21 protein-coding genes, 1 tRNA gene, 1 other RNA gene and 5 pseudogenes are annotated in these 24,872 nt (G+C 34.7%); 9 read left to right on the forward strand and 19 right to left on the reverse strand.

Annotation, left to right across the window (positions count from 1 at the left end):
* Positions 1-82 precede the first annotated feature (82 nt).
* The 4 genes from MHH90_RS00435 to rpmB form a co-directional block, all read right to left on the reverse strand.
* Complete coding sequence (locus MHH90_RS00435; RefSeq protein ID WP_011681733.1) at positions 83-388, reverse strand: DUF1292 domain-containing protein; 306 nt, start codon at positions 386-388, stop codon at positions 83-85.
* 108 nt (positions 389-496) lie between these two features.
* On the reverse strand, positions 497-916 hold the full coding sequence (ruvX, locus tag MHH90_RS00440) for a Holliday junction resolvase RuvX (protein ID WP_011681732.1): 420 nt from the start codon (positions 914-916) through the stop codon (positions 497-499).
* A complete protein-coding gene (locus MHH90_RS00445) occupies positions 916-1,182 on the reverse strand; it encodes an IreB family regulatory phosphoprotein (RefSeq protein WP_011681731.1) in 267 nt (88 codons plus the stop codon). The genes ruvX and MHH90_RS00445 overlap by 1 nt, the downstream gene beginning before the upstream one ends.
* 126 nt (positions 1,183-1,308) lie before the next feature.
* Positions 1,309-1,497 carry a 50S ribosomal protein L28 gene (gene rpmB / locus MHH90_RS00450; protein WP_002952184.1) on the reverse strand — a complete coding sequence of 63 codons (189 nt, stop codon included), beginning with the start codon at positions 1,495-1,497 and terminating at the stop codon, positions 1,309-1,311.
* A 169-nt stretch (positions 1,498-1,666) separates the two neighbouring features.
* On the opposite strand from rpmB, the gene MHH90_RS00455 reads away from it, so the two are divergent.
* From MHH90_RS00455 to MHH90_RS00465, 3 genes are all read left to right on the forward strand, one after another.
* Positions 1,667-2,935: a replication-associated recombination protein A gene (locus tag MHH90_RS00455; RefSeq protein ID WP_002952183.1), complete on the forward strand. Its 1,269-nt coding sequence runs from the start codon at positions 1,667-1,669 to the stop codon at positions 2,933-2,935.
* 86 nt (positions 2,936-3,021) lie between these two features.
* Positions 3,022-3,217: non-coding RNA, 6S RNA (gene ssrS, locus MHH90_RS00460), on the forward strand.
* Positions 3,218-3,290 (forward strand) — tRNA-Lys (locus tag MHH90_RS00465). It abuts the RNA gene before it with no gap.
* Positions 3,291-3,376: 86 nt separating this feature from the next.
* Here the strand turns inward: MHH90_RS00465 and MHH90_RS00470 are convergent.
* The 4 genes and pseudogenes from MHH90_RS00470 to MHH90_RS00485 all read right to left on the reverse strand — a co-directional run bounded on the left by MHH90_RS00470 (position 3,377) and on the right by MHH90_RS00485 (position 5,923).
* Entirely contained in the window at positions 3,377-4,516 is a 1,140-nt protein-coding gene (locus MHH90_RS00470; protein ID WP_340725733.1) for a site-specific integrase, read from the reverse strand.
* Position 4,517: 1 nt separating this feature from the next.
* The gene (locus tag MHH90_RS00475; protein WP_113870463.1) at positions 4,518-4,706 is read right to left on the reverse strand and encodes a DUF3173 domain-containing protein; all 189 of its coding nucleotides are present in this window, start codon (positions 4,704-4,706) and stop codon (positions 4,518-4,520) included.
* Between the two features lie 11 nt (positions 4,707-4,717).
* Positions 4,718-5,695: pseudogene (locus tag MHH90_RS00480) on the reverse strand (replication initiation protein).
* 45 nt (positions 5,696-5,740) lie between these two features.
* Complete coding sequence (locus tag MHH90_RS00485) at positions 5,741-5,923, reverse strand: hypothetical protein (protein ID WP_024704268.1); 183 nt, start codon at positions 5,921-5,923, stop codon at positions 5,741-5,743.
* Positions 5,924-6,103: 180 nt separating this feature from the next.
* On the opposite strand from MHH90_RS00485, the gene MHH90_RS00490 reads away from it, so the two are divergent.
* Positions 6,104-6,616, forward strand: a complete 513-nt coding sequence (locus MHH90_RS00490) for a helix-turn-helix domain-containing protein (RefSeq protein WP_011681725.1) — start codon at positions 6,104-6,106, stop codon at positions 6,614-6,616.
* Positions 6,617-7,019: 403 nt separating this feature from the next.
* On the opposite strand, the gene gggC is transcribed toward MHH90_RS00490, so the two are convergent.
* The 10 genes and pseudogenes from gggC to MHH90_RS00540 all read right to left on the reverse strand — a co-directional run bounded on the left by gggC (position 7,020) and on the right by MHH90_RS00540 (position 18,940).
* Entirely contained in the window at positions 7,020-8,561 is a 1,542-nt protein-coding gene (gggC, locus tag MHH90_RS00495) for a streptosactin export ABC transporter GggC (RefSeq protein ID WP_014622049.1), read from the reverse strand.
* Positions 8,554-9,752, reverse strand: a pseudogene (gggB, locus tag MHH90_RS00500) (streptosactin maturase GggB). The gene gggC and the pseudogene gggB overlap by 8 nt, the downstream one beginning before the upstream one ends.
* A 56-nt stretch (positions 9,753-9,808) precedes the next feature.
* Complete coding sequence (gggA, locus tag MHH90_RS10180; protein WP_002953591.1) at positions 9,809-9,916, reverse strand: streptosactin; 108 nt, start codon at positions 9,914-9,916, stop codon at positions 9,809-9,811.
* Positions 9,917-9,993: 77 nt separating this feature from the next.
* Positions 9,994-10,852 (reverse strand): annotated as a pseudogene (locus tag MHH90_RS00510) (Rgg family transcriptional regulator).
* A 754-nt stretch (positions 10,853-11,606) separates the two neighbouring features.
* The gene (locus MHH90_RS00515; RefSeq protein ID WP_002948640.1) at positions 11,607-13,175 is read right to left on the reverse strand and encodes an ATP-binding cassette domain-containing protein; all 1,569 of its coding nucleotides are present in this window, start codon (positions 13,173-13,175) and stop codon (positions 11,607-11,609) included.
* 4 nt (positions 13,176-13,179) lie between these two features.
* A complete protein-coding gene (locus tag MHH90_RS00520; protein ID WP_340725734.1) occupies positions 13,180-13,929 on the reverse strand; it encodes a hypothetical protein in 750 nt (249 codons plus the stop codon).
* Between the two features lie 37 nt (positions 13,930-13,966).
* Positions 13,967-15,142, reverse strand: a complete 1,176-nt coding sequence (locus tag MHH90_RS00525) for an IS256-like element IS1191 family transposase (RefSeq protein ID WP_340725732.1) — start codon at positions 15,140-15,142, stop codon at positions 13,967-13,969.
* A gap of 84 nt (positions 15,143-15,226) precedes the next feature.
* Positions 15,227-16,660: a class III lanthionine synthetase LanKC N-terminal domain-containing protein gene (locus MHH90_RS00530; protein WP_340725735.1), complete on the reverse strand. Its 1,434-nt coding sequence runs from the start codon at positions 16,658-16,660 to the stop codon at positions 15,227-15,229.
* Between the two features lie 84 nt (positions 16,661-16,744).
* Positions 16,745-17,617, reverse strand: coding sequence for a helix-turn-helix domain-containing protein (locus MHH90_RS00535; protein WP_011681722.1), 873 nt, complete (start codon positions 17,615-17,617; stop codon positions 16,745-16,747).
* A gap of 147 nt (positions 17,618-17,764) precedes the next feature.
* Complete coding sequence (locus MHH90_RS00540) at positions 17,765-18,940, reverse strand: IS256-like element IS1191 family transposase (protein WP_340725732.1); 1,176 nt, start codon at positions 18,938-18,940, stop codon at positions 17,765-17,767.
* Between the two features lie 90 nt (positions 18,941-19,030).
* Between MHH90_RS00540 and MHH90_RS00545 the strand changes: the two are divergent.
* A pseudogene (locus tag MHH90_RS00545) lies at positions 19,031-19,600 on the forward strand (IS256-like element IS1191 family transposase); the annotation flags it as partial.
* Positions 19,601-19,649: 49 nt separating this feature from the next.
* Here the strand turns inward: MHH90_RS00545 and MHH90_RS00550 are convergent.
* Positions 19,650-20,261: pseudogene (locus tag MHH90_RS00550) on the reverse strand (IS256-like element IS1191 family transposase); the annotation flags it as partial.
* A gap of 362 nt (positions 20,262-20,623) precedes the next feature.
* Between MHH90_RS00550 and MHH90_RS00555 the strand changes: the two are divergent.
* From MHH90_RS00555 to MHH90_RS00570, 4 genes are all read left to right on the forward strand, one after another.
* Positions 20,624-21,916 (forward strand): adenylosuccinate synthase, encoded by a 1,293-nt coding sequence (locus tag MHH90_RS00555; protein WP_011681720.1) that lies wholly within the window; start codon positions 20,624-20,626, stop codon positions 21,914-21,916.
* A 282-nt stretch (positions 21,917-22,198) separates the two neighbouring features.
* Positions 22,199-22,633, forward strand: coding sequence for a low molecular weight protein-tyrosine-phosphatase (locus MHH90_RS00560; protein ID WP_011681719.1), 435 nt, complete (start codon positions 22,199-22,201; stop codon positions 22,631-22,633).
* Positions 22,630-23,040, forward strand: a complete 411-nt coding sequence (locus tag MHH90_RS00565) for a membrane protein (RefSeq protein WP_002948620.1) — start codon at positions 22,630-22,632, stop codon at positions 23,038-23,040. The genes MHH90_RS00560 and MHH90_RS00565 overlap by 4 nt, the downstream gene beginning before the upstream one ends.
* The gene (locus tag MHH90_RS00570) at positions 23,037-24,860 is read left to right on the forward strand and encodes an acyltransferase family protein (protein ID WP_011227608.1); all 1,824 of its coding nucleotides are present in this window, start codon (positions 23,037-23,039) and stop codon (positions 24,858-24,860) included. Before MHH90_RS00565 ends, MHH90_RS00570 begins: the two co-directional genes overlap by 4 nt.
* Positions 24,861-24,872: the final 12 nt, after the last annotated feature.

Below are 24,872 nucleotides of genomic sequence, written 5' to 3' on the forward strand. Positions count from 1 at the left end.
CTAAAAAAGAGACTGAAATAAACTATTTCAGTCTCTTTTTTAGAAGTAAATGATTAGGCTTAGTTACGCCCAATATTATTTTTTAGTTTTCATCGATAAAGCTATTGAAAACTTCTTCGATCATATCCCATTCAGCATCTGAATCTTCAGGAATTGGTTGAAGGTCGCCTTCAGTGCCATCCTCATTTTCAGTGAATGAGTATGCCTGGATTTCGATTTCTCCATCTGCATCTTCTTCAGCACCAGCTGGAACCAAAAGAACGTAGTTCTTACCGAATTCTTCACGTCCATCAATCGTTAATAAGATTTCAAAAAGTGTTTCATTCCCTTGTTCGTCTACTAAAGTGATGACTTCATGGTCATGGTTGTGATCGTGATTGTGTGACATATTGTTCTCCTTTTTGAAGAGAGTACTCAATAGTGAGGTGAATCTAGAAGTTCTGACTGGTAGTTCACTAGATTGTCGCTCGACTAATCGGTCTCTATTTACAGTTTATTAAAACATTCGATCGAGGTAGTTTTGCAGAATAAGTTGAGCAGCCAATTTATCAATAACTTTTTTACGCTTATCACGGCTGACATCTGCTTGTTCAACTAACATACGTTCTGCCTGAACAGTTGTCAATCGCTCGTCTTGATAATCTACAGGAAGGTTAAAGATTTCCTTAATTTTATCACCATAAGCTTTGCTAGCCTCAACACGTGGTCCTTCAGTGTTATTCATATTTTTAGGGAGACCAACGACAAATTTATCTACCTGATATTCTTTAACGAGTTCACCTAGACGGTCGAAGCCAAACTCTTTAGCTTCCTCGTTAATTTTGATAATTTCAACGCCTTGGGCCGTAAAACCAAGTGGGTCACTAATAGCAACACCCACTGTTTTTGAGCCAACATCAAGTCCCATTACTCGCATTAGAGGTCAGTTCCATTTCCTTTAAGATAATAGCGAACGAGTTCTTCAACGATTTCATCACGTTCGTATTTGCGAATTTGGTTACGGGCATCATTGTAACGCGGAACATAAGCAGGGTCACCGCTCAGAACATAACCAACGATTTGGTTGATAGGATTATAACCTTTCTCAGCCAACGAACGGTAGACATTTGTCAAAGTATTACTGATTTCATTTTTATCACCGTCGTTTAGGTTGAAACGAACAGTTTCATCTGTAAATCCCATACTGACACCTTCTTTCTATAAGGATTATCTATTAGTTCCTTATTATAACATAAGTATACCCAAAAGTGAAAGACGATGAACATTAAAAGAGATGACTGATGTCATCTCTCTTAATGTCTAATAAGATTAAACGCGTTCAACTTTACCAGATTTAAGTGCACGAGCTGAAGCCCAAACTTTTTTAGGTTTACCGTCGATAAGAACAGTAACTTTTTGAAGGTTAGGCTTAACGACACGTTTAGTTTTGTTCATAGCGTGTGAACGGTTGTTTCCAGAAACAGTTTTACGTCCTGTAAAGTAACATACTTTAGCCATTTCGTGTTTTCCTCCTAGGTAGAATTTATTACGGATGTGCTAGCACCACATACCAAAATATTCTATCATAAGAATTTAGGTTTGACAAGAACTATTTATAATTTCTTTTTACAGAAAAATAGTATATTCTTATTATAAGAAGAATAAATAGTTAAAAAAAGGAGAGAAGATGCCAGATAATCTTGCCTTACGCATGCGTCCACGTTCAATTTCAGAGGTGATTGGTCAGAAACATTTAGTTGGTGAAGGTAAAATTATTCGCCGTATGGTAGAGGCGAATATGCTGTCGTCAATGATTCTCTACGGACCTCCAGGAATCGGGAAAACCTCGATAGCCAGTGCTATTGCAGGAACAACAAAATTTGCTTTTAGAACTTTTAATGCCACTGTCGATAGCAAAAAACGTCTACAGGAAATTGCAGAAGAGGCTAAATTTTCAGGTGGTTTAGTTCTACTTCTAGATGAGATCCATCGTTTGGATAAAGCGAAACAAGATTTTTTGTTACCATTATTAGAGAACGGAAATATTATCATGATTGGTGCCACAACCGAGAATCCGTTTTTTTCTGTAACACCAGCCATCCGTAGCCGTGTACAAATATTTGAGTTGGAACCACTCTCTAATGAAGATATCAAGGAAGCTATTTTGAATGTTCTAGGGGACAAGGAGCGTGGCTTCGCCTTTGAGGTTCACTTAGATGATGATGCTCTAGATTTTATTGCGACAGCTACTAATGGTGATTTACGATCGGCATATAATTCTTTGGATCTGGCTGTCATGTCGACACCAGCTTCAGGAAATGGTCAGCATCATATTACCCTAGACATAGTGGAAAATAGCTTACAACGCAGTTATATTACTATGGATAAAGACGGTGATGGGCACTATGATGTCCTTTCTGCCTTGCAAAAATCTATTCGAGGATCTGATGTTAATGCCAGTCTTCACTATGCGGCACGTTTGGTTGAGGCAGGGGATTTGCCTAGTCTAGCACGTCGCTTGACTGTGATTGCCTATGAGGATATTGGTTTAGCTAATCCAGATGCACAAGTTCACACGGTCACAGCCTTGGAAGCTGCACAGAAAATAGGTTTTCCGGAGGCACGTATTTTGATTGCCAACGTAGTTATTGACTTAGCATTATCACCTAAGTCGAATTCGGCTTATAAGGCAATGGATGCTGCCCTGGCGGATCTTAGAAAGTCTGGGAATTTACCTATTCCGCGTCATCTGAGAGATGGACACTATGCTGGAAGTAAGGCACTGGGTAATGCACAAGATTATAAGTATCCACATGCCTATCCTGAAAAGTGGGTTAAGCAACAATACCTTCCAGATAAATTAAGAGGAGTCAATTATTTCCAACCTAATGAAACTGGGAAATACGAAAGAGCTCTTGGAGCTAATAAAGAACGAATCGATAAGTTATCTAGATAATACGAGAAGAATCAACGAAAACGATTGCAAAAAAAATGATTTTTCCTCTTGCAATAATTTTCAAAAGTGGTATTATAAAAACATAGAAATTGCTGTGGTATACGAATCCACATATAAGTGTTGACCGACTAATTTTTGTATTATCGGGAGACAGAGGTCTATTAACAGTGTGCAGGCTGGCTCACCCAGAAGCAACTGAAGTTAGTAGCGAGTCGCCCACCTGCTTTTTTACGTCGCGGGTTCAATACAAACTGTGGATCATCGGTACCAATACAGCATCCAGCCTCCTTAGCTCAGTTGGTAGAGCAGTGGACTCTTAATCCATGGGTCACAGGTTCGAGCCCTGTAGGGGGCATCAAACTTCAACAGTAAAAGCCTTGATAACCAAGGCTTTTTTGCTTGTCTTAAGAGCATTTGCCCCATCGTTTGCCCCACATTTTTTTATGAGCAATCTTTCCAGATATCTCTGATTTGATTAAATTCCTCAAAAATTTTCTCTTCTAAAGTGTATCCATATACTTCTACCAACATTGAAATATCTCTATGCCCTAGAATTTTTGCAATAACTCCAAGGTCAAACCCTTTGTGCCAGAGGTAGCTTCCATAGGTGTGACGTGCTCCTTTTGTCGTGATAATTGGATAAATGTCCAACTCATTTAAGAGAACACTCAAAGCTTTATTGACGCTTGCAATATCTGGAACTGAATGAATATATCCAAAATGTTGAAAGATCATTCGATATCGATTTTTGATTCCTAACTCCATGTTTGCTCTTTCTTGCTCCGTTTGTAAAAGGCGCAAAATTTTGATACACTCTTCGTCTATTGGAACCATCCGAATAGACGTTTTATTTTTTGGTGGAACAAACTTATGAGAGAGAGTATTATACCTCCTGTATGTTTTTAACAATCCTCTGTCAAAATCAACCTCATTCCAAGTTAACGCTACTAACTCTCCAAACCTCATGCCTGTTTTTAATAGAAAATAGACGATATAAGGAACAATTGAACGTTGGTAATCGAATTTTCTCTTTACTGCTAAAAGTAAATCCAGATAGTCCTTTTCTGTATGTAAATATTTCTCTTCTGTCATCTGTTGTTCTTTGGATGAAAACAACTCGACATGTTGTGTAAAATCATCTATTAGAACTTTGTCAGCAATTGCCATTTGGATGCTCTGATGAATCCCCGTATTCAATCTACCAAGAAAATTTCTACCAACTGTTTGCCCATACTTATTCATAATTCTTTGGTATTCACTCGCACGAATTTGAGTGACTTTTTTATTTCCAAATAATCTTTCAATTGTGTTTTTACGGAGAAGATATTTTTTCTTTGTTTCTTCCGACCTACTACTTGGTAAAATTTTTAGTTCAAGCCATTCTTGATATAGATCGGCAAGAGAAATATCTCTAGAAATTCTTTTTCCTAAACGAAGTTCTTGCAGAATCGGTTCAGCTTCTGACTCTGCAAGTTTTTTTGTTTTAAAACCGCTATTATGAGCAACAGTTTTTCCTTCGTTACGAATTTCATAGGTCCATAAATTACTATCTCCTCGCTTTCGGTAAAGAACACTTGCCATATTACGCCACCTCTGTTCCTAGAATCTCATTTACAACACTTTTTGGAACAACCATCAAACGTTTGCGATTATAAAATGTATAGACTCGTGATACAAGTAATTCTCTTGCCTGATGGATGATATCATTTGCAGTGTGAGGGCGATAGCCCATTTCAATTAATTCTTTGTTGCTAATTAAATTATTATCCATAGTTATCCTCCTTATTGATTTTCTAAAGTCAGAAACTCACCTACAAGTAGTTGTAATTCTGTATTTAATTTAGGGAGATTCTGTATTAATACTTCTTTTAATTCTTCCGCAAATTGATTCGTTTCTTCTCTCAATAGTTTGCGGACTCTTGTTTTTTTCTTTTTGATGCTGTCTGATTTTAAATTTGGAAAAGCTAATGATAACAGTTCAGGATTGCTTAGAAAGATAATTGTAAAGGCTCTTTGATCCACTCGAATATGTTCTAGCTTATAAAATCCGAAATTATCAAGTCGATTCATAATATCTTGCACCATATCCTCCCCAATCGCTTTAGTTCTGAGTTGGAACTCTAGTCTCCACCAAAACGGATTTACACCCAAATCTAGCTTCTCTTCGTGCTTATGAGCAATGATTTCTTTATTCTTATCATATAACCTAACTTGTACATTACTACCGCTAGAACCCCAATATTTCGTCTCTAATTCGCCCCCTCTACCATAGAAGACCTTATGGGTAACACCACCTTTAATATGTTGCAAATTAACGATTTCAGGCCTGTTGAAAATGTCAAATGCCAAATCAAAACGAGACAAACGTACCGTCAATGAATTCAATCTGGCAAAGTACATTAATTACCTCCATACTTTCATTCCATCAAATTCTTTTAAAGTGTTAGGATTGAAATCAATCCGAATCAATTGTTCACCTCCATAAGTGGATAATTGGAAAAATATAATATTGATTGAATCATACTCATTAAAATCCTTAGCTAAAGTAAAGACATCATCTCGCACGTTATCATGTATTTCAAATGAGTCAACTCTTGTACTTATTGCCTGTTTCAGATTTTTGAAAATTCGTCTTAGGGGACCAGTGTCTGTATCCCAGATAACCGTTAATCTATCAATACTGACATCTAACCTCTGTACTAATTCTCCTATTTCACATCGTTCTTGAATGCTTCTTAAATCTTGTATAGAAATCAACAAAATTGTCCCCCCTTCTTTTAGATTTTTTAGGCCTCAGAAACACCGTCAAATCAACGTTTGCTCGTTCCGTCGTTCTTTGGACGTTGTCCTAAGTGTACCTTTTTGCTGGCTGTTAGAATAGCCAGCTTTTGCTTGGCTAGAAATTGTCTGGACGGCAGCCTGCAGGACTTCGCCTGACTTCACGTCAGGCTCGTCCCTTGCCCTTGTCCACACAATTTCTAGCTCCAAGGCTTCGAATAGTCATCAGTCATAGTCATAGTCTCGTCCTCAAATTCCTCCTCACTCACTATTCCTAAACATATGAGCTATTTGTATCATTTAAAAAATATTTTGAGCAGTCAACTAAAAACTTGATTTGTAAGTTTATAGGTGATAGAATAAGTTTAAAACACAACATAGGAGTTTATCATGACCTTTATTATTCAGAATTTTGGACCCAATTTGGCACGACTACGCATAGAAAAAGGAGTAAGTCAAACTCAACTTGCGGAATATTTAGGAATCGGTAAACAATCCATCTCTGACTACGAAAAACAAAAAAGCTATCCTACCTTTGCAAATTTGGATAAGATAGCAGAATATTTTAATGCAACTCCAACCCAACTATTTGGAACTAGTAAAGAGATTGAATTAGAAAAGAGTGTTCTTGAATCGAATGAATACTCTGATAAAGTAAGTGAGATCTTAAAGGCTGTCAAATACATCGAAAATTTTCTAGAAACTGATGGACAGTACTTAGAGGATTTACTTTACCTAACAAGAGGCAAACAACTATACACAGAAGATGGAGACGAGTTGTATACTGATCCAACTTCTCAGAAAAGAACATTTCATAACCAATATGAACCTGGTTTTATTGTAGCAAGAGACAAATCTCCACTAGAACTCTTGATTGAAAATAAGGAATTATTTGATAAATAGAAAAAGCGAGTTTGAACTCGCTTTTTCTGTTATGAAAGAAATAACTTATTTTCTAGTTTTTTAGATAAATCCTCTCTCCAAATATCCGTCACGGTCGCTTCTTCCCAGTTCTTTGGGCTTACGCAAGATTTTAATCAATTTTGAGTTAAAAATAAATACTCTAAATACTCATTCAATTCATTAATTATTTAGTCAATGGTTGCTTTGTATCCACAATTCCAAATAGTTCTAAATGAGATTTTAGGAACTTTGAAAACTTTAAAAAACGCATTCTTATCACTTTGAAGATAAGAAAAGAGAGAACGAATTGTGTCCTCTCTCGATGTTAGCTTTTCATCAACTCAAGACAGTTGACAAAGAGCCTTTCAGATATACAATTTGTCTATAGACACTATTGGCATAACTACTTTTTCAAATGAATCACTTTATCATAGCGCTTCAAGTCTTCCTTGGTGTAGTGGTGAATGACCTCCACCACAGCTTGAGGAAGTGAAAAGAGCAGCTGGTTGATTTTTTCTTGATTTTTGGCGTCCAGGTTAGCCTTGACCTCATCTGCTAGGATAAACTGTCGCTTGTGATAGAGAGCACGGGCGATTTCAAGGCGCTGTTTTTCACCGCCTGATAAAGTTTGGTTGCTGGGTACCTTGCCTTTTAGGCTGAGGAGCCCTGTTTCTTGCAAGATGTTATCCATTCTTTGCTGGTCAATTTCCTGTCCCAGAGCGATGTTTTCCTCCACAGATAAATCGTCAAAAACATGACTAGATTGCAAGATATAGGCACCAGCCTGATAGAGTTGACAGCTGGTTAGTTCCCGTCCTTGATAACGAATTTGCCCCTGACTAGGATGGATTTCCCCGTATAGGATGTTGAGCAGGGTGGTTTTGCCCGCTCCGCTTTCTCCGATGATAGCAATCTTTTCCCCAGCGTGGATAGTCAGATCACAAGGAGCTAGAATGGTCTCCCCATCCTTCTCCACACTGACCTGCTCCAACTGGATAGGAAAGACAGATTGGTCAAATATGCTGTCAGTAGCCAACTTATTTCCAAACAAGTCTTGATACTTATCGCAGAGGGACTTGGCAGACTTGCGGGTATTGATAAAGTAGGACAGTTCTTGAAACTGGTAGCCGATGTTGTGGGAGACCAGATAAATGCCGACAAAACTAGCCGCAGAAAGGTAGTTCTGGTAGGTCATGAATCCGCCAATCACAATGGGCGCCACAGAGCAAAATGCATCTATACTGTTGATAAATAAACTGTTCAGTGACCGTTGCTTTTCGTAGGACACTTCTTCTTGCAACGCCTGTTCTAGGTCTTTAGAAAATCTCTTGAAAAACAAATTCTGGCCCTGATAATGACGAATAGGAGCAATACCTGCAATCATATTGTTGACACGGGCGATATAATTCTGATTTGCCAGGGATTTTTGCTCCGCAATCCTATCCAAACGCTTCGAACCCAGTCCGCTACACAAAACTGGTACCGAGTAAAAGATGATAAACAATAACCCCAGATAGAAATTGGTCCAGAGGGCATATGCGATGGAAACGACTGTAAAACCTAGCGAGGATACGATAATGACGGTCGGCTCTATATAGCTATTTTCCAACTGTTGGACATCATTTTCCAGATCAGACAGCACCTCCTCATCAGGAATCTGACGGCTGTATAAAAAAGTCCGAAAAATAGCGCGTTTTATCCCAACCTTAAAGTCAGTCATCAAACGAGCATAGTAATAGCGCTTCCCAGCCAAGCCCAGGACAAGCACCAGATTGCCCCCAATCCCCCAGAGCAAAATCTGCCAGAGGAGATGCAACTGGCGGTTGGTAAAACTAGCGACGATATACTGGATAAGGGCAGGGGTGATAATGGCCTCTAACCAAGTGATGACGATGGCTAGAAAATAGAAGGTGAGATGTTTTTTCGTTACATAACTCCTAAGCATAGCGTATAAACCCCCTAAAATTATTTACCAACCTAGATAATTTTTCTCTGTCCTTGGATAAATATATAATCTGTTTAATACAGTATTCCATCAGTTCTGGTTTAGAGCATTCAAGAAATTCCCCATCTTCACTAATTACAGAAGAATATCCATCAATAACATTGGCAACACATTCCAAGCACATACCTCTACACCAGCAGTTTTTACACTTTTCAAAGTTATCTTTGTTGTTAAATGATTCCGCTTTAGGACTGTTGTGAGTTCCCCAAAATCTGAAACATAGTTTCTTACTACCATCTACATCATAAGTTAATGTATTCGAAGGGTCAATATCATCACAAAATGTACGATTCGTACTCTTGTATATCATTGATATTAATACATCATATAAAATAGGACTGATAAATGCCTTCTCATTGTTGTTGATTACATGTTGAATGGATTTATCTATGAACTGTTTTCTTTCAGCCAAACTTTTTTCCATTTCTTTCACAATTAGCACTTTATTTTTAGTAAAAACATCATTTATATTAAAATGCACATCCATATCAGTAAAATATTGAAAGATATCTTCTCTACTTAGACCATTTTTTTGATGAAGTCTAGTATATGTCGAGGCTATTTCAAAATTTTCATAATCAATATTCTTTAAATAATTAATAAAACGTAATGTTTTTCGATGGCTCCCTCTTCCTCTGAGTCTATCATGAACAATTTCTGGTCCATCTAAACTTATGGTTAAATAAGGATGAAATTTAACAAGCATTTCTTTAACACGCTTATTTAAAACAGTACCATTAGTAACTGTTTCAATTTTCACTACATTTAATAATGTAGATAATTTTTCTATAAAATATATAAATAATTCTATATTTAAAAAAGGTTCTCCCCCGAAAAGTATGAGACGGTTGATTTGTGTAACTCCTTTACTTGCTATCTCTTGGATAATATTATCAGCAGTAGTTAAATCCATAATACGATTATCCATACCATAGTTACCACCATCTGCATAACAATACGAACAAGATAAATTACAACTATTAGAAATATTTATAACTACTTTTTTAATACACCATCTTCAACAGAATCTAGAGTTGGTGAACTTTGTTTTGAAATAGGTGACAAAGATAAAGTAAAATTAACAGAATCAAAATAATATGTTCCTATATCTGTTTCTATTGTCTTTATCATAATTATCCTCCAGACTAAAAACTGAGATGAGGAATCACTCCTCATCTCGGAAGAAGCTATCGACCACCGCCACAAGAATGACTTGGACCACAGCTAGCATTAATTACATACCCTTGATCAAACTCTAAAAGTTCTTCAAGGTCAATCACCTGAAGTTTTTCCATGGTTTTTACCTCCTTTATTTGATAGTTTCATTATATAACCTTATCAGAAGAGGATAATATTTTCCCTTATACGCAATTCACCTCATGTCATCTAATACTTTTTGTAAATAATTTTCAAATTTTATAGATATTTGATTGCTATCTACCAATTTCGTGGCAGCAATACATTTTCTCATTTCCAAAACAGCATGTCGATTATTATTTTTCTTTAGATCATATAAATTATTAGCATAATGGAGCACTAGTTTTTCATACATTTCAGTCTCTGAAAAGTTACAATATTTTAGCTGTTTTTCAAAATAAAGAGCGTCCATCCATTCATTGCGTTCAATACAGGTGATATAAGCATTGAGCAACATAGTTGCCAATAAACGTCTATTATTTGGAATATCTCTATAAAAATCCAAACGATGACACATTTCTTTGGCTAAAATCATCATTGTGTTATGATTTAAAGCGTCTATTGTATTCATAAACAGTAGCAATTCATAATAACCCCAGTATTCCGCAGAAAACAAGTAATCACTGATAGTAACAATCTCTTGGTCTGTTACATAAGTTTCTCCTGATAAATCCTGTAATCTTATTTTAATCAAAATTGTGTTAAATGAAGCGAAAGGTTCCTTTTTATCCTTCTTTTCCATTTGGCTAATTAATAGCTTTTTCATTCCGTCTATATCACGATTTGATACTAAATACCGAATCTTTTCTAAAAGTTCATTAAAGTCATCTCTGCGGAAATCACGTACAGCGTAAACAAATTCTTCGATAGGCATATGTATTGCATCTAACGCTAAAAAAATTGCTGATGGTTAAATCAGCCTCATCATTTTCAAATCTTGAGAGATGGGAACTTGAAAGACCTGATTTTGCAACATTTTTTAAAGATAAACCTCGAGATTCTCTAAATTTTTTAAAAATTTTTCCATATTTCATTCTAGTCACCTCCTAAATTGCTTATAAGGGAAATTTCTTCACAAATATTAAAAATATTATATCATATAAGAAAACGAAAAGAGGTATTTACCATGAATAAAAAAGCATTGTTTAGTTTGTTGTTTGTAATACTTGAAGGTATTATCGTTATCGGAGTAGGTTAGCCAAATGATAAAGAGATTAGGCAAGAAACCTTAAAAATAAAAAATAGCTTAGAATTGCGTCATTATAAACGTTGATTCCAAGCTATTTTTGGTTATTAAAATTTTAATCAGAAGGGTAAACTTGTAGTTTTTGCCCAACCTCTCTTGATTTTATGGAAAAAGAATCCCGTATTTTGGATACGAAATGCTTTCAATAAGTGTAAATCAGTTTTAACGTTTACTAAATTTCGATGCTTTACGAGCCTTTTTCAAGCCTGGTTTTCAAAGCAAGTTGGAAACCTTTATGAGTCATTCGTTTTTGCCCCACTTTTGCCCCATTTTGAAATAATTATATTTAAAAATGCTCCAAGTATCTTCTAAAAATAACTTATATTTCAACATTTTTGATTATTTTCAATATGAAAAATTCATACAAATTCATGTAGGGGGCATCATACTATACATAAAAAAGCCTTTAAATAAAGGCTTTCTTACTTGTCTAAAGAGGAAATGTCCCATCATTTGTCCCCGAAATAATTTCCAAACTTTTGATAAATATTATTTTTGTATAAATTAATTTTTGTTGTGTATAGTAACATTGAATTCTCAATTTAAAGTGTAATAATACTATGAAATCTATCTAGTAGTTTTTCCTGTAAGTGATGAGAGACAGTAATGTACATCCTTGTAGGATCGTTTAATAGCTGGTTCTCAATTAGAAAAGCGTTATCTCTATCTAAATTTGCCATAGATTCATCCATTATTATTACGTTAGTTTTAGTAAGATAGGCACGTGCAATACCTAATCTTTGCTTTTGCCCTTCTGATAAAAAAGACATACTTACTTCATCATCTAATCGTGGAATTAAATCTATTAAATTAACTTGTTTAAGGATATTGATAATTTCTGATTCATTTATTTTATTATCCCAAAGTGTTAAATTATTTCTAAGAGAATCATGATAAATATGAGTAATATTTCCTATATATGAAACGCTTTTAAACAATTGAGATTCTTCAATATCAGATATCTCTACATCATTGTATTTTACACTTCCACTATATTGCTTATTATTTCCTAAAATTATATTTATTAAAGTTGATTTTCCACTACCTGACTCTCCAACTATGGCATAATTTTTTCCTTTTTCAAAACTACAATTTATATTTTTGAAAATTTCCTTATCTTTGAAGGAATACCCGACATTAGTTAACTTGATTTCTTCAATATCTTTATCAATATATCTATAATGGGAACTCTTCTCAAAAGCTCCAAATTTTTCAAATATAATATTTACTGATGATATTGATACCTGTAATTGATTAAACGTAGTTAATGAGTTAAATATATTTCCGGAAATTTGTCCGACTGATGATATTGAACCAATTGAAACTTGTTTTAAAATGATAAGATAACCTGTTAAAAGTAGTACTAACATTTGAGAAATAATTGAAAATAAACTCATTATTATTTCAATTAAGCTACTAGTTTTAATAAATACTATTTTTTCAAAAATAAATTTTTTTATTACCTCTCCACATTTAATTGATAACATCTCTTTTTTATTTGAATAATATAGCGTATCATATCCCAGTAATTGATCTGTTAGTGATGAAATAAATGTTTCATTACCTATAGAAAATCTTTTCATAGCTTTTTCCATCTTATGGGCAAAACTTCGTGGAAGGTAAGTTAGGATCAAAGTAAGTAGTATAGATAAAAGCACTATTCTATAATCATAACTAAACAGAGCAATAATTGAAAAAAAAGTTGTGAAAACTGTTGAAACTAATGAATAAAAACTTTCAAATCCGCTTTCTTCGATAATTTTTATATCGTTATTTAAAATTGACAAGTGTTCTCCAACAGTCTTATTTTTAAATTCACTAAACGATTTTCTAGTTAGACTGTTAATATAATCATCTCTGAGAGAAAGAGTCATTTTTTGAATTAATTTAGTCTGATTTACTCTAATTAAGTATGTATCTGCCAAAAATAACAAATAAACTCCAAATTCAATGCCTAACCATATGAGGAAGCCTTTAAAATCACTTTCAACCAATTTATTTAACATGATTGAGAGTGTGACTGATGCTCCAACTAAAAATGCAGAACTAAATCCTATTAATATTATATGTATAAGATTTAGCAGTTTATATTTTAGTATATATTTTTTCATTATGTTATTCCTTAATTATATTTAGCAACTCATTAATAAAGTACAACTGCCCCAACATTCCTTTTGAATATGTATAATCAATTTCTTCGGACATCGGGTCTATCAATATAGTTTTTGTATTTTGTTTAATAGAAAAATCAAAAATATGTTCGCAAATCTTAATACTCGTTTTAAGAAATGAAGTTTCTTTAAAATAATAATAAAGCCAAGCATTTGCCAAACCCAATCCTGCTAATCCATAATACAATGAGGTTCCCTTAGCATATGTATAACTAATTCCTTCTGATAAACTTCTAATCCATTCATCGAACTTCATTGTATTGTTATTTTTACTGAACTTAATAAGTTCAATGATTAACCCAGAGTTACCAGTTATTAAATATGGGCTAAAATACTCATTGGATTTTATATATTTCACTCCATCAATACACTTAATATCATTTTTGATGATTGAATTTAGGACCTTTATAAAGTAGACTCTATCACATATTTTAGTGTCATTGAAAAGTCTGAGTAGATAATATTTTTGATAGTAGCTCATATTATGTAGTAGTTCATCTAAATTACAATTTAAAAAAAGTTCAAAATTATTATCAAGTATAGCGATTCCGATTAAGTCATCTATACTTTTATTACAATTATCATAAAGAGAAGAGAAACTGGGATCGCTAGAAAATTTTAAATCCATATTACTAATATGTTTATAATTATCAATTGACTCTAATATTGTTTTTCCATAAATTGATACTGTCAATAATTATGTGTAAACACTCAAGTAGAGTTGAAGAATGTTAATCAAATAAGCTTTCAAGTGTGTCAGCACATTGGCCAAACCCTTTATGGATGCGTTGATTTTGCTTGAAATTATAATCTTCAAACAGGGTAACTAAATAACGTTCCAGAGCCTCCTCGTTAGGAAAAAGAACCTTCTTTTTCGTTTGACGTTTGATTTCTTTGTTAAGAGACTCAATGAGGTTTGTCGAATAAATGCTATGCCAAATCTGGTAGGGAAACTGATAAAAAGTTAAAAGATTATCCGTATTCTCCAGACTTTCCATGACTTTCCTATACTTTGGTTTCCATTCGGCGATAAAGTTCTCTAAAATTTGCACTGCCATTTCTAAATTTTCAGCACGATAAATCGTTTTAAATTGCTCCAGAATAACCGCTCTATCTGCTCGTTTCACTTTACTAGCTAGATTTCGACTAATATGAATTAAGCAACGTTGTTGTTTAGCTAATGGGTAAGCCTGATTGATAATCTGTTCAAGCCCCTTGAAGCCATCGGTCACTACAAGAGAAACCTGTTGGATTCCTTGGTTTTGAAGCTTGTCTAACAGGGTGGACCAAGAAGCATTGTTTTCATTTGGGGCGATTTCATATCCAAGAACAGCCTTCTGTCCTTCTGGTGTAATGCCAAGTGCGATATGAATACATTCTTTACTAACGGTTCCACGTCTTAAGGGGAGATAGGTTCCGTCAAGAAATAAAACAGAGTAATTGGCTTCTAAGCTTCGCTCATGAAAAGTAGCGACATTCTCCTGAGTTGCTTTTGAGATATTAGAAATTGTGGCAGGACTATAGTGATGACCATACATTCGCTCGATGATATCACTAATTTCTCGAGTCGTTACACCGGTTTGATAGAGTTTGATAACCATCTCTTCCAAGTGGTCATCTCGACGTCCATAAGCGGGAAGCAAAGCTGGACTAAAGTTCCCATTACGATCTCTAGGAATACTCAACTGAACAGTCCCATATTTGGTTTCGAATTTCCGTGCATAGCTTCCGTTACGACTATTCCCAGAATTATAGCCTAATTTATCGTAAGGTTCATACCCTAAAAAGGCTGATAACTCTGCTTGAAGCAGATCATTCATTGCTGTTTCAAGAGAAGTACGGAAAAATTCATCAATATCTTGCTTTTGGGCTAGGAAGTTAAGTAGTTCTGTGGTAAACTGAGTCATAGGAATAAATCTCTTTCTAGTAATGTTTTGCAACTCTACTATAACGGATTTATTCCTTTTTGTGTTTACACAACTTATTTTACACTACCCATAAATTTCAAAAGTATTATGGGAAAGTATAGTTTCTGTTAAATCTTGTTGCATTCTAACTATTTTTTCTATATTTAAACCCATTTCAATAAATTTTATTATAAATGTATTCTTAAAGTCCACTATACTAAAATCATTAATAAATTTTTTTCTTAAAGATTTAGGTAAATTATTCTCTAAACTCATTTTATAAAATAAATTTAAGGTACTCACTCCTGTATTATCATATTTTAAAAGACTAGTAGAATTAGTTAATAAATCAATTATACAATACCACATTTTAACAATATCTCGCTGTTCATTTTTTTGAGAAATGTTTTTGGGATAGCATTCATTTGTCGTCTCAACAATAATTCCATCATTCTTATTATATGCGGTTTCGAGATCAATAAAAAATACTCTATCATCATTTGTTAAAAGAATATTACTTGAAGATATATCCTCTAATATTATTCCCTCCTGATGGATTTTATATAAACTTAAAAATAGATTAGAAATTATTTTTTTTACTTTTTTATTATATCTTCCTAACTCGCTAGAATTTCGTTTTATCAACAAATTATATTCAGGCTTTAAAATATCCAATCTTTGTCCATCAATGAATTCCTCAACAAGATATAAATTTCCCTCAATTGTAAAGCACTCAATGTAATTTGGAATATCGACTTTACCTTTCAATTTTTTTAGAATACATTTTTCATTTAAAAGGAGATCTATTGCTAAAATCTTTTCTGTAATATATACTTTTTTTCTAGCTTCTTTTATAATAACCTTTTCTTCATTAATAGTATCAATCGCAATATATACATTACCTGCTCCTGATTTATGAATAATAGATTCCATTTGATATCTATCATGGAATAAAGATTCAATATTATAGTCATCTACAACTTTATTAAATATGATATCTTCAACAAATGGGGGACATGTATAGTATGGTTCCGTTATATCTTCATAAAAGGTTCCATTAAATTTAAGTTTTGGTCGCTCATTATTAATTAAACGTGCATTCATTACTCCATATCTATAAAAAATTATTTCTGAGTCTTTATAACTTCTATCTGTCAAAATTTGAACTCCAGTATATTTGGGTATCTTATCATATAGTTCTTCCAATAATAATAAAAAAGTTTCTTTGTTTTTAGGATATATAGTTATAAATTTTCCAATCTCTAATTGCGAAACGTGTTTTGATAAAATACGGAATAACTCAGATATTTTATTGATATACTTAAATGGCGTTTGAAAAATAGAACAAACATGGTAAACATTATCTAAAATAGACTGATAATCTATTAAATTAGCAGATATATGAATTTTCCAACCTTGATAAGGAACAAAAGCATTTGAATATGAAATATAATCATATATTTCCCCTTTTTTTCTATTAATGATTCTCTTTTCACTTGGTGTAATTAGTTCTTCCATGATAAATCTCCTATTAAAAATAAAATACTGCTGTATAACTATATAACTAGTGTAACAGCAGTATTTTATTTTTAGTAAAAAGTGTCATATAATAGAATTCAATAATTCTTCATATTCATTTTCTCTCATTAGCAGTAAATTCTCAGCACCTAAATTTTTGAGGGATTCCAAAGCTAGTTCAATTTTCTTCTTGCCGACTTCTATTTTACCTATAAGTATCCAATATGTACCTATTAATATATTATATTCCACTCGCTCATAGAGATAAACTTCAGGAATGGTAAGTGTATCAAAAAGATCAATATAGAACTTGGCATAATTTAGTTCTTTCCTCTCTAAAAATATTGAGATTCCGTTTAAAATAAGATCAATTTTTATTTTTTTATTTTCCTCATTATTACCAAATAAAGTAGTCTTATAAATAATTTCTTTTATTAATAAATTTAATGTATTTGTAGGCACCGCTGACATACTATTACCTAATATTACTAACTCTCTTTTCCCCCATTGATCTACATCGAAAAGATAATCAGAAATAACTTCAATATGTTTTTTATTCATTTTTTTACCTGTTATCGATATTAAAAATGAATCAATCAAAATAGAATTATATAAAAATATTTTTTTGTGTGTTGAATTAAACTTTTCTATTTCTTCATAATAATATTTTTTTAGAGCAGGTATGTTATTTTGTTGAAATGCCTTACTGACCCTTGCTAGTAATTCCTCAGTTCTTGTAGGATTATCTTTCGATAAAATTCCGTAAATTTCTTCGATACTTACATCCAAATTTTCCAATATACAAAGAAAACGAGAAAGTGAAATCTCAGACTCGCCACGTTCAAACTTAGATAAAAACGAAACCGAAAGATAATCACCAGCAACATCTTTTAATGAAAGTTTTTTTGATAATCTAATTTTTTTCGTTAAAGAACCTATGTCAATAGTATCAATCATAAAATAACTCCTTTTATACAATTATAACAAAAAACGCAAACATAGTGCAGTCTGCGTTAACCTTTTGAATATTAGGAGTATATTGTAATACGAAGTCTAGATACTGTCAATAATTATGTGTAAACACTCAAGTAGAGTTGAAGAATGTTAATCAAATAAGCTTTCAAGTGTGTCAGCACATTGGCCAAACCCTTTATGGATGCGTTGATTTTGCTTGAAATTATAATCTTCAAACAGGGTAACTAAATAACGTTCCAGAGCCTCCTCGTTAGGAAAAAGAACCTTCTTTTTCGTTTGACGTTTGATTTCTTTGTTAAGAGACTCAATGAGGTTTGTCGAATAAATGCTATGCCAAATCTGGTAGGGAAACTGATAAAAAGTTAAAAGATTATCCGTATTCTCCAGACTTTCCATGACTTTCCTATACTTTGGTTTCCATTCGGCGATAAAGTTCTCTAAAATTTGCACTGCCATTTCTAAATTTTCAGCACGATAAATCGTTTTAAATTGCTCCAGAATAACCGCTCTATCTGCTCGTTTCACTTTACTAGCTAGATTTCGACTAATATGAATTAAGCAACGTTGTTGTTTAGCTAATGGGTAAGCCTGATTGATAATCTGTTCAAGCCCCTTGAAGCCATCGGTCACTACAAGAGAAACCTGTTGGATTCCTTGGTTTTGAAGCTTGTCTAACAGGGTGGACCAAGAAGCATTGTTTTCATTTGGGGCGATTTCATATCCAAGAACAGCCTTCTGTCCTTCTGGTGTAATGCCAAGTGCGATATGAATACATTCTTTACTAACGGTTCCACGTCTTAAGGGGAGATAGGTTCCGTCAAGAAATAAAACAGAGTAATTGGCTTCTAAGCTTCGCTCATGAAAAGTAGCGACATTCTCCTGAGTTGCTTTTGAGATATTAGAAATTGTGGCAGGACTATAGTGATGACCATACATTCGCTCGATGATATCACTAATTTCTCGAGTCGTTACACCGGTTTGATAGAGTTTGATAACCATCTCTTCCAAGTGGTCATCTCGACGTCCATAAGCGGGAAGCAAAGCTGGACTAAAGTTCCCATTACGATCTCTAGGAATACTCAACTGAACAGTCCCATATTTGGTTTCGAATTTCCGTGCATAGCTTCCGTTACGACTATTCCCAGAATTATAGCCTAATTTATCGTAAGGTTCATACCCTAAAAAGGCTGATAACTCTGCTTGAAGCAGATCATTCATTGCTGTTTCAAGAGAAGTACGGAAAAATTCATCAATATCTTGCTTTTGGGCTAGGAAGTTAAGTAGTTCTGTGGTAAACTGAGTCATAGGAATAAATCTCTTTCTAGTAATGTTTTGCAACTCTACTATAACGGATTTATTCCTTTTTGTGTTTACACAACTTATTTTACACTACCAAACAATGCTTCTTGGTCCACCCTGTTAGACAAGCTTCAAAACCAAGGAATCCAACAGGTTTCTCTTGTAGTGACCGATGGCTTCAAGGGGCTTGAACAGATTATCAATCAGGCTTACCCATTAGCTAAACAACAACGTTGCTTAATTCATATTAGTCGAAATCTAGCTAGTAAAGTGAAACGAGCAGATAGAGCGGTTATTCTGGAGCAATTTAAAACGATTTATCGTGCTGAAAATTTAGAAATGGCAGTGCAAATTTTAGAGAACTTTATCGCCGAATGGAAACCAAAGTATAGGAAAGTCATGGAAAGTCTGGAGAATACGGATAATCTTTTAACTTTTTATCAGTTTCCCTACCAGATTTGGCATAGCATTTATTCGACAAACCTCATTGAGTCTCTTAACAAAGAAATCAAACGTCAAACGAAAAAGAAGGTTCTTTTTCCTAACGAGGAGGCTCTGGAACGTTATTTAGTTACCCTGTTTGAAGATTATAATTTCAAGCAAAATCAACGCATCCATAAAGGGTTTGGCCAATATGCTGACACACTTGAAAGCTTATTTGATTAACATTCTTCAACTCTACTTGAGTGTTTACACATAATTATTGACAGTATCCATTGTTTTCATTTGGGGCGATTTCATATCCAAGAACAGCCTTCTGTCCTTCTGGTGTAATGCCAAGTGCGATATGAATACATTCTTTACTAACGGTTCCACGTCTTAATGGAAGATAGGTTCCGTCAAGAAATAAAACAGAGTAATTGGCTTCTAAGCTTCGCTCATGAAAAGTAGCGACATTCTCCTGAGTTGCTTTTGAGATATTAGAAATTGTGGCAGGACTATAGTGATGACCATACATTCGCTCGATGATATCACTAATTTCTCGAGTCGTTACACCGGTTTGATAGAGTTTGATAACCATCTCTTCCAAGTGGTCATCTCGACGTCCATAAGCGGGAAGCAAAGCTGGACTAAAGTTCCCATTACGATCTCTAGGAATACTCAACTGAACAGTCCCATATTTGGTTTCGAATTTCCGTGCATAGCTTCCGTTACGACTATTCCCAGAATTATAGCCTAATTTATCGTAAGGTTCATACCCTAAAAAGGCTGATAACTCTGCTTGAAGCATATCATTCATAGCTGTTTCAAGAGAAGTACGGAAAAATTCATCACTATCTTGCTTTTGGGCTAGGAAGTTAAGTAGTTCTGTGGTAAACTGAGTCATAGGAATAAATCTCTTTCTAGTAATGTTTCGCAACTCTACTATAACGGATTTATTCCTTTTTGTGTTTACACAACTTATTTTACACTACCAAATTATTCTGACAAAACAATAGTTTTAAAGAATCAAAAGCAGTTAAACAATTATATGAAGAAGGTTAAAAAATATAGTAAGTAATTAGTTGCAATCTGGATTGTAACTGTCAGAATATTTTGATATAAAAGATTTCATCGTTGAACAATTAGTCTCTTTTCTGATATAATAAACTGTAACGCAAAACTTGTGGGTGAAATTCCCACCGTGAAGTTTTTCAAGAAAGGTGGGGACAGTCTCGTAAAGATGGAGCTGTCCGTTATCAAAATAATATGACATCAGTAGTTGTTATAGGTACCCAGTGGGGTGATGAAGGTAAAGGGAAAATCACAGACTTCCTAAGTCAAGATGCCGAAGTAATTGCACGTTATCAAGGTGGGGACAATGCAGGTCACACGATTGTTATCGATGGTAAGAAATTCAAATTGCACTTGATTCCATCAGGTGTTTTCTTCCCAGAGAAAATCTCTGTCATTGGTAATGGTGTCGTAGTGAATCCTAAATCACTTGTCAAAGAGTTGGAATATCTTCATACAGAAGGTGTATCAACAGAGAATCTTCGCATTTCTGACCGCGCACATGTTATCTTGCCATACCATATTAAACTTGATCAACTGCAAGAAGCTGCTAAAGGTGACAATAAAATTGGTACAACTAACAAAGGTATCGGTCCGGCCTATATGGATAAGGCTGCGCGTGTTGGTATCCGTATTGCCGATCTTTTGGACAAAGAAATCTTTGCTAGTCGCTTGAAGACAAACCTGGCTGAGAAAAACCGTCTTTTCAGTAAGATGTATGAGTCTGAAGAGTTATCATTCGATGAGATTTTCGAAGAATACTACGCCTACGGACAACAAATTAAACAATACGTCACAGATACATCTGTTATCTTGAATGATGCTCTTGATGCAGGTAAACGTGTCCTCTTTGAAGGAGCTCAAGGAGTTATGCTTGATATTGACCAAGGAACATACCCATTTGTAACGTCATCAAACCCAGTTGCTGGTGGTGTTACAATTGGTTCTGGTGTTGGGCCATCTAAAATTAATAAGGTTGTGGGTGTATGTAAGGCCTATACAAGTCGTGTCGGCGATGGTCCTTTCCCAACTGAGTTGTTTGATGAAGTGGGTGAACGTATCCGTGAAGTTGGCCATGAATATGGAACAACAACGGGACGTCCACGTCGTGTGGGATGGTTTGACTCAGTGGTAATGCGTCATAGCCGTCGTGTATCAGGTATTACAAACCTTAGCTTGAACTGTATCGATGTTCTTTCTGGTCTTGATACTGTGAAAATTTGTGTAGCCTACGATCTTGATGGTGAGCGCATTGATTACTATCCGGCTAGCCTTGAGCAATTGAAACGTTGTAAACCAATTTATGAAGAATTGCCAGGTTGGGAAGAGGATATTACAGGTTGCCGTAGTTTAGATGAGCTTCCTGAAAATGCCCGTAATTATGTTCGTCGTATTGGTGAGTTGGTCGGTATACGTATCTCTACCTTCTCTGTAGGACCTGGACGTGAACAAACAAACATTCTTGAGAGTGTTTGGTCAAATATCTAATAATGAAGATAAAGAATCTAGGAAACTAGGTTCTTTTTTTCTTTAGTCAGTAAACATAATAAGGTCCTAAATGACTTGGTAACTGTTAAAAAAAACGCGTGTCAATTTTTCGATAGTATTAGAAGAGAAATCTTTCTATTTGATTAGTTTTTCGGTATAATATGGTTTGATTAAATGAAAATTAACGAGAACCTACTTTCATGATTTAGGAGTATAGCAACAATTGTAACCAAGAGAATAAGTGAGCAAATTTCTTAATAGCTTTGGGGTAAGAGGTGAGTAATGAATAAGGTTGTATTTGTTTGTCTGGGAAATATTTGTCGAAGCCCTATGGCGGAGTTTATAATGAAAGCGCTTGACCAAGATGGGTCTTTGCATATTGAAAGTCGTGCAACTTCGTCTTGGGAACATGGAAATCCAGTTCACCAAGGAACTCAAAAGATTTTAAGGAAATATGGGGTTTCTTTTGATTCTTCCAAAGGCTCACAACAGATAAGTCAGTCAGATTTTGAATTCTTTGATCTGATTGTGGGGATGGATGAGTCAAATGTTGAGGATCTCCTACAAGTATCTGCGGGTCGTTATGACGATAAAATTAAGCTCTTTAGACCTGGTGGGGTTCCAGACCCATGGTACACAGGTGATTTTGAAGAAACATACAATTTGGTAACTGCAGCTTGCCAAGATTGGCTACAGTGGATTAGGGATAGACAATGAATTTTAAACAGCTAAAGAATTTTGATTTCAAAAATATTGATATTAATCGTAATCAATTTGAGCATATCACGGTAGGGCTTATTATTTTATGCGCTCTGTCCTTGTTGTTGGTGACTATAAAAACGCAACATTCTATTAAAATTGATGGGACTAAAATCACCTATAAAGGTCAGATGCAGAACCATCGTTTAAACGGTCAAGGAACTCTGACCTATGATAATGGTGATACCTATACGGGTGGATTTAAAAATGGTTCTTTTAATGGTCAAGGAACTTTTAAATCTCACGAAGGTTGGACTTATGAAGGAGAGTTCAAGTCTGGTCAAGCAGATGGCCAAGGAAAATTGACTACTGAAAATAAGGTTATCTACAAAGGAAAATTTACACAAGGGATTTTTAAAGGATGAGAATTAACTGGTTTTCTTATATTCGTGTGACAGGGCTCCTTTTAGTTCTTGTCTATCATTTTTTTCCAAGCGTTCTTCCTGGGGGATTCATTGGTGTTGATGTCTTCTTTACCTTTTCAGGCTATCTGATTACGGCACTTTTGATTGATGAGATGTCTAGGACACATCGCATTGATTATCTTGGTTTTATGCGACGACGCTTTTACCGTATAGTACCCCCACTTGTACTGATGGTTCTTATCTGTACCCCTTTAGCACTCTTGGTTCGAAATGATTTCATTGCAGGCATCGGGCATCAGATCACCTCTGTTATTGGTTTTGTAACTAACTATTATGAAATTTTAACTGGGGGGAATTATGAGAATCAGTTTAACCAGCATATCTACCTCCATACATGGAGTCTGGCTATTGAGGTTCATTATTATATTCTCTGGGGTGCCTTACTTTGGTTCCTAGCAAAGCTTGTTAAGCATCAAAATCAATTTAGAGGCCTAGTTTTCATGGTATCTCTTACCTGCTTTACGGTGAGTTTCCTATCAATGTTTATTAGTGCTTTCTTTGTTGATGGTTTTTCTCGCTTGTATTTTTCTTCAATCACGCACGCTTATCCTTTCTTTTTAGGTTCGATTCTTGCGACACTTTCAGGTGTACATGAGACGACTGCTAGGTTTAAGAAAAATGTTCGCCTATGGGAACTTAAAAAGACAGTTCTTTATATGGTTGGTAGCTTTGCTCTGCTCTTATTGTTGGGCTTAGTCCTTCATTTTGAAGAACGTATTACCTATCTATTTGGGTTTGTTTTGGCTAGTTTGTTTACAGCTGTCATGATTTACTCCGCACGTATTCTCCATGAGAAGCTACCTGGCAAATCAGAGCCTGCTTTTATTAGTTATTTGGCGGAAATCAGTTACAGCGTTTATTTGTTCCACTGGCCGCTATATATTATCTTCAGCCAATTAACCAATAATATCATTGCAGTCATACTGACAACAATTTTGTCAATCGTTTTTGCAACACTTTCCTACTATATAATAGAGCCGTTTATTGCGGGAAGAAAGGGAAGTCTCTTTGGAATAGATTTGGACTTGACACCTTACCGACATATTGTGCTCTATATCTTCAGTGGGCTCACCTTAATTACAGTGCTCATTTCTCTCTTTGCGCCAGCTGTTGGGAACTTTGAGAAAGATTTGGTAGCTAAGGGATTGTCACAAGCTCAGACGAAGATGAAATTAACACGTACCAATGCTGAAAACAGTCAAGCTACCTCTTTTGGTGTGAATAAAGGAGTGGTAATTCTAGGGGATTCCGTTGCTCTTAGGTCGAAAGATCAGATTGAATCAAGTATTGATAATGTCGCTATAGATGCAGTAGTCAGCCGTAATCTATCAACTATTAATGATTTACTTAAAGATTATGCAGATAGTAACGCCCTTGCAAAAGATGTTGTTATTGCTGGTGGTGTTAATGAGATTGATGACTATAAAGGGGTCATTAATAAAATGATTAAAAATCTACCTAAAGGTCACCATATCATCTTTGTGACACCATATAATGGTAGTAAGTCTGGAAGTAAAGCCGTATCTTTGGTTCAGTTACGTAAGTATGAGTTAGAGATGGCTAAGAAATATGACTTTGTGACGGTTGCTGATTGGTATCAAGTTGCTAAAGAAAATATTTCTATCTGGAATGGTACAGATGGGGTTCACTTTGGCTCCGATAGTGACTCTATTAACCGTGGGGCTAAATTATATACCAATACGATTAAAGAGGCTATCGCGAAAGCAAATCAGAAACCTGTTAAGGGTGGTAAAAAATAATAAAAAAAAGAA

The organism is Streptococcus sp. FSL E2-3488 (assembly GCF_038003585.1).
GTDB lineage: Bacteria > Bacillota > Bacilli > Lactobacillales > Streptococcaceae > Streptococcus > Streptococcus thermophilus.

Excerpts from the sequence above, each read along its gene's own strand:
- MHH90_RS00445 (WP_011681731.1), bottom strand. The coding sequence starts at position 1,182 with ATGGGATTTACAGATGAAACTGTTCGTTTCAACCTAAACGACGGTGAT.
- MHH90_RS00555 (WP_011681720.1), top strand. The coding sequence starts at position 20,624 with ATGACATCAGTAGTTGTTATAGGTACCCAGTGGGGTGATGAAGGTAAA.
- MHH90_RS00515 (WP_002948640.1), bottom strand. The coding sequence starts at position 13,175 with ATGAAAAAATATATACTAAAATATAAACTGCTAAATCTTATACATATA.
- MHH90_RS00525 (WP_340725732.1), bottom strand. The coding sequence starts at position 15,142 with ATGACTCAGTTTACCACAGAACTACTTAACTTCCTAGCCCAAAAGCAA.
- rpmB (WP_002952184.1), bottom strand. The coding sequence starts at position 1,497 with ATGGCTAAAGTATGTTACTTTACAGGACGTAAAACTGTTTCTGGAAAC.
- MHH90_RS00455 (WP_002952183.1), top strand. The coding sequence starts at position 1,667 with ATGCCAGATAATCTTGCCTTACGCATGCGTCCACGTTCAATTTCAGAG.
- gggA (WP_002953591.1), bottom strand. The coding sequence starts at position 9,916 with ATGGAAAAACTTCAGGTGATTGACCTTGAAGAACTTTTAGAGTTTGAT.
- MHH90_RS00530 (WP_340725735.1), bottom strand. The coding sequence starts at position 16,660 with ATGGAAGAACTAATTACACCAAGTGAAAAGAGAATCATTAATAGAAAA.
- MHH90_RS00560 (WP_011681719.1), top strand. The coding sequence starts at position 22,199 with ATGAATAAGGTTGTATTTGTTTGTCTGGGAAATATTTGTCGAAGCCCT.
- MHH90_RS00470 (WP_340725733.1), bottom strand. The coding sequence starts at position 4,516 with ATGGCAAGTGTTCTTTACCGAAAGCGAGGAGATAGTAATTTATGGACC.
- gggC (WP_014622049.1), bottom strand. The coding sequence starts at position 8,561 with ATGCTTAGGAGTTATGTAACGAAAAAACATCTCACCTTCTATTTTCTA.
- MHH90_RS00540 (WP_340725732.1), bottom strand. The coding sequence starts at position 18,940 with ATGACTCAGTTTACCACAGAACTACTTAACTTCCTAGCCCAAAAGCAA.
- MHH90_RS00565 (WP_002948620.1), top strand. The coding sequence starts at position 22,630 with ATGAATTTTAAACAGCTAAAGAATTTTGATTTCAAAAATATTGATATT.
- ruvX (WP_011681732.1), bottom strand. The coding sequence starts at position 916 with ATGCGAGTAATGGGACTTGATGTTGGCTCAAAAACAGTGGGTGTTGCT.
- MHH90_RS00475 (WP_113870463.1), bottom strand. The coding sequence starts at position 4,706 with ATGGATAATAATTTAATTAGCAACAAAGAATTAATTGAAATGGGCTAT.
- MHH90_RS00490 (WP_011681725.1), top strand. The coding sequence starts at position 6,104 with ATGACCTTTATTATTCAGAATTTTGGACCCAATTTGGCACGACTACGC.
- MHH90_RS00535 (WP_011681722.1), bottom strand. The coding sequence starts at position 17,617 with ATGATTGATACTATTGACATAGGTTCTTTAACGAAAAAAATTAGATTA.
- MHH90_RS00570 (WP_011227608.1), top strand. The coding sequence starts at position 23,037 with ATGAGAATTAACTGGTTTTCTTATATTCGTGTGACAGGGCTCCTTTTA.
- MHH90_RS00435 (WP_011681733.1), bottom strand. The coding sequence starts at position 388 with ATGTCACACAATCACGATCACAACCATGACCATGAAGTCATCACTTTA.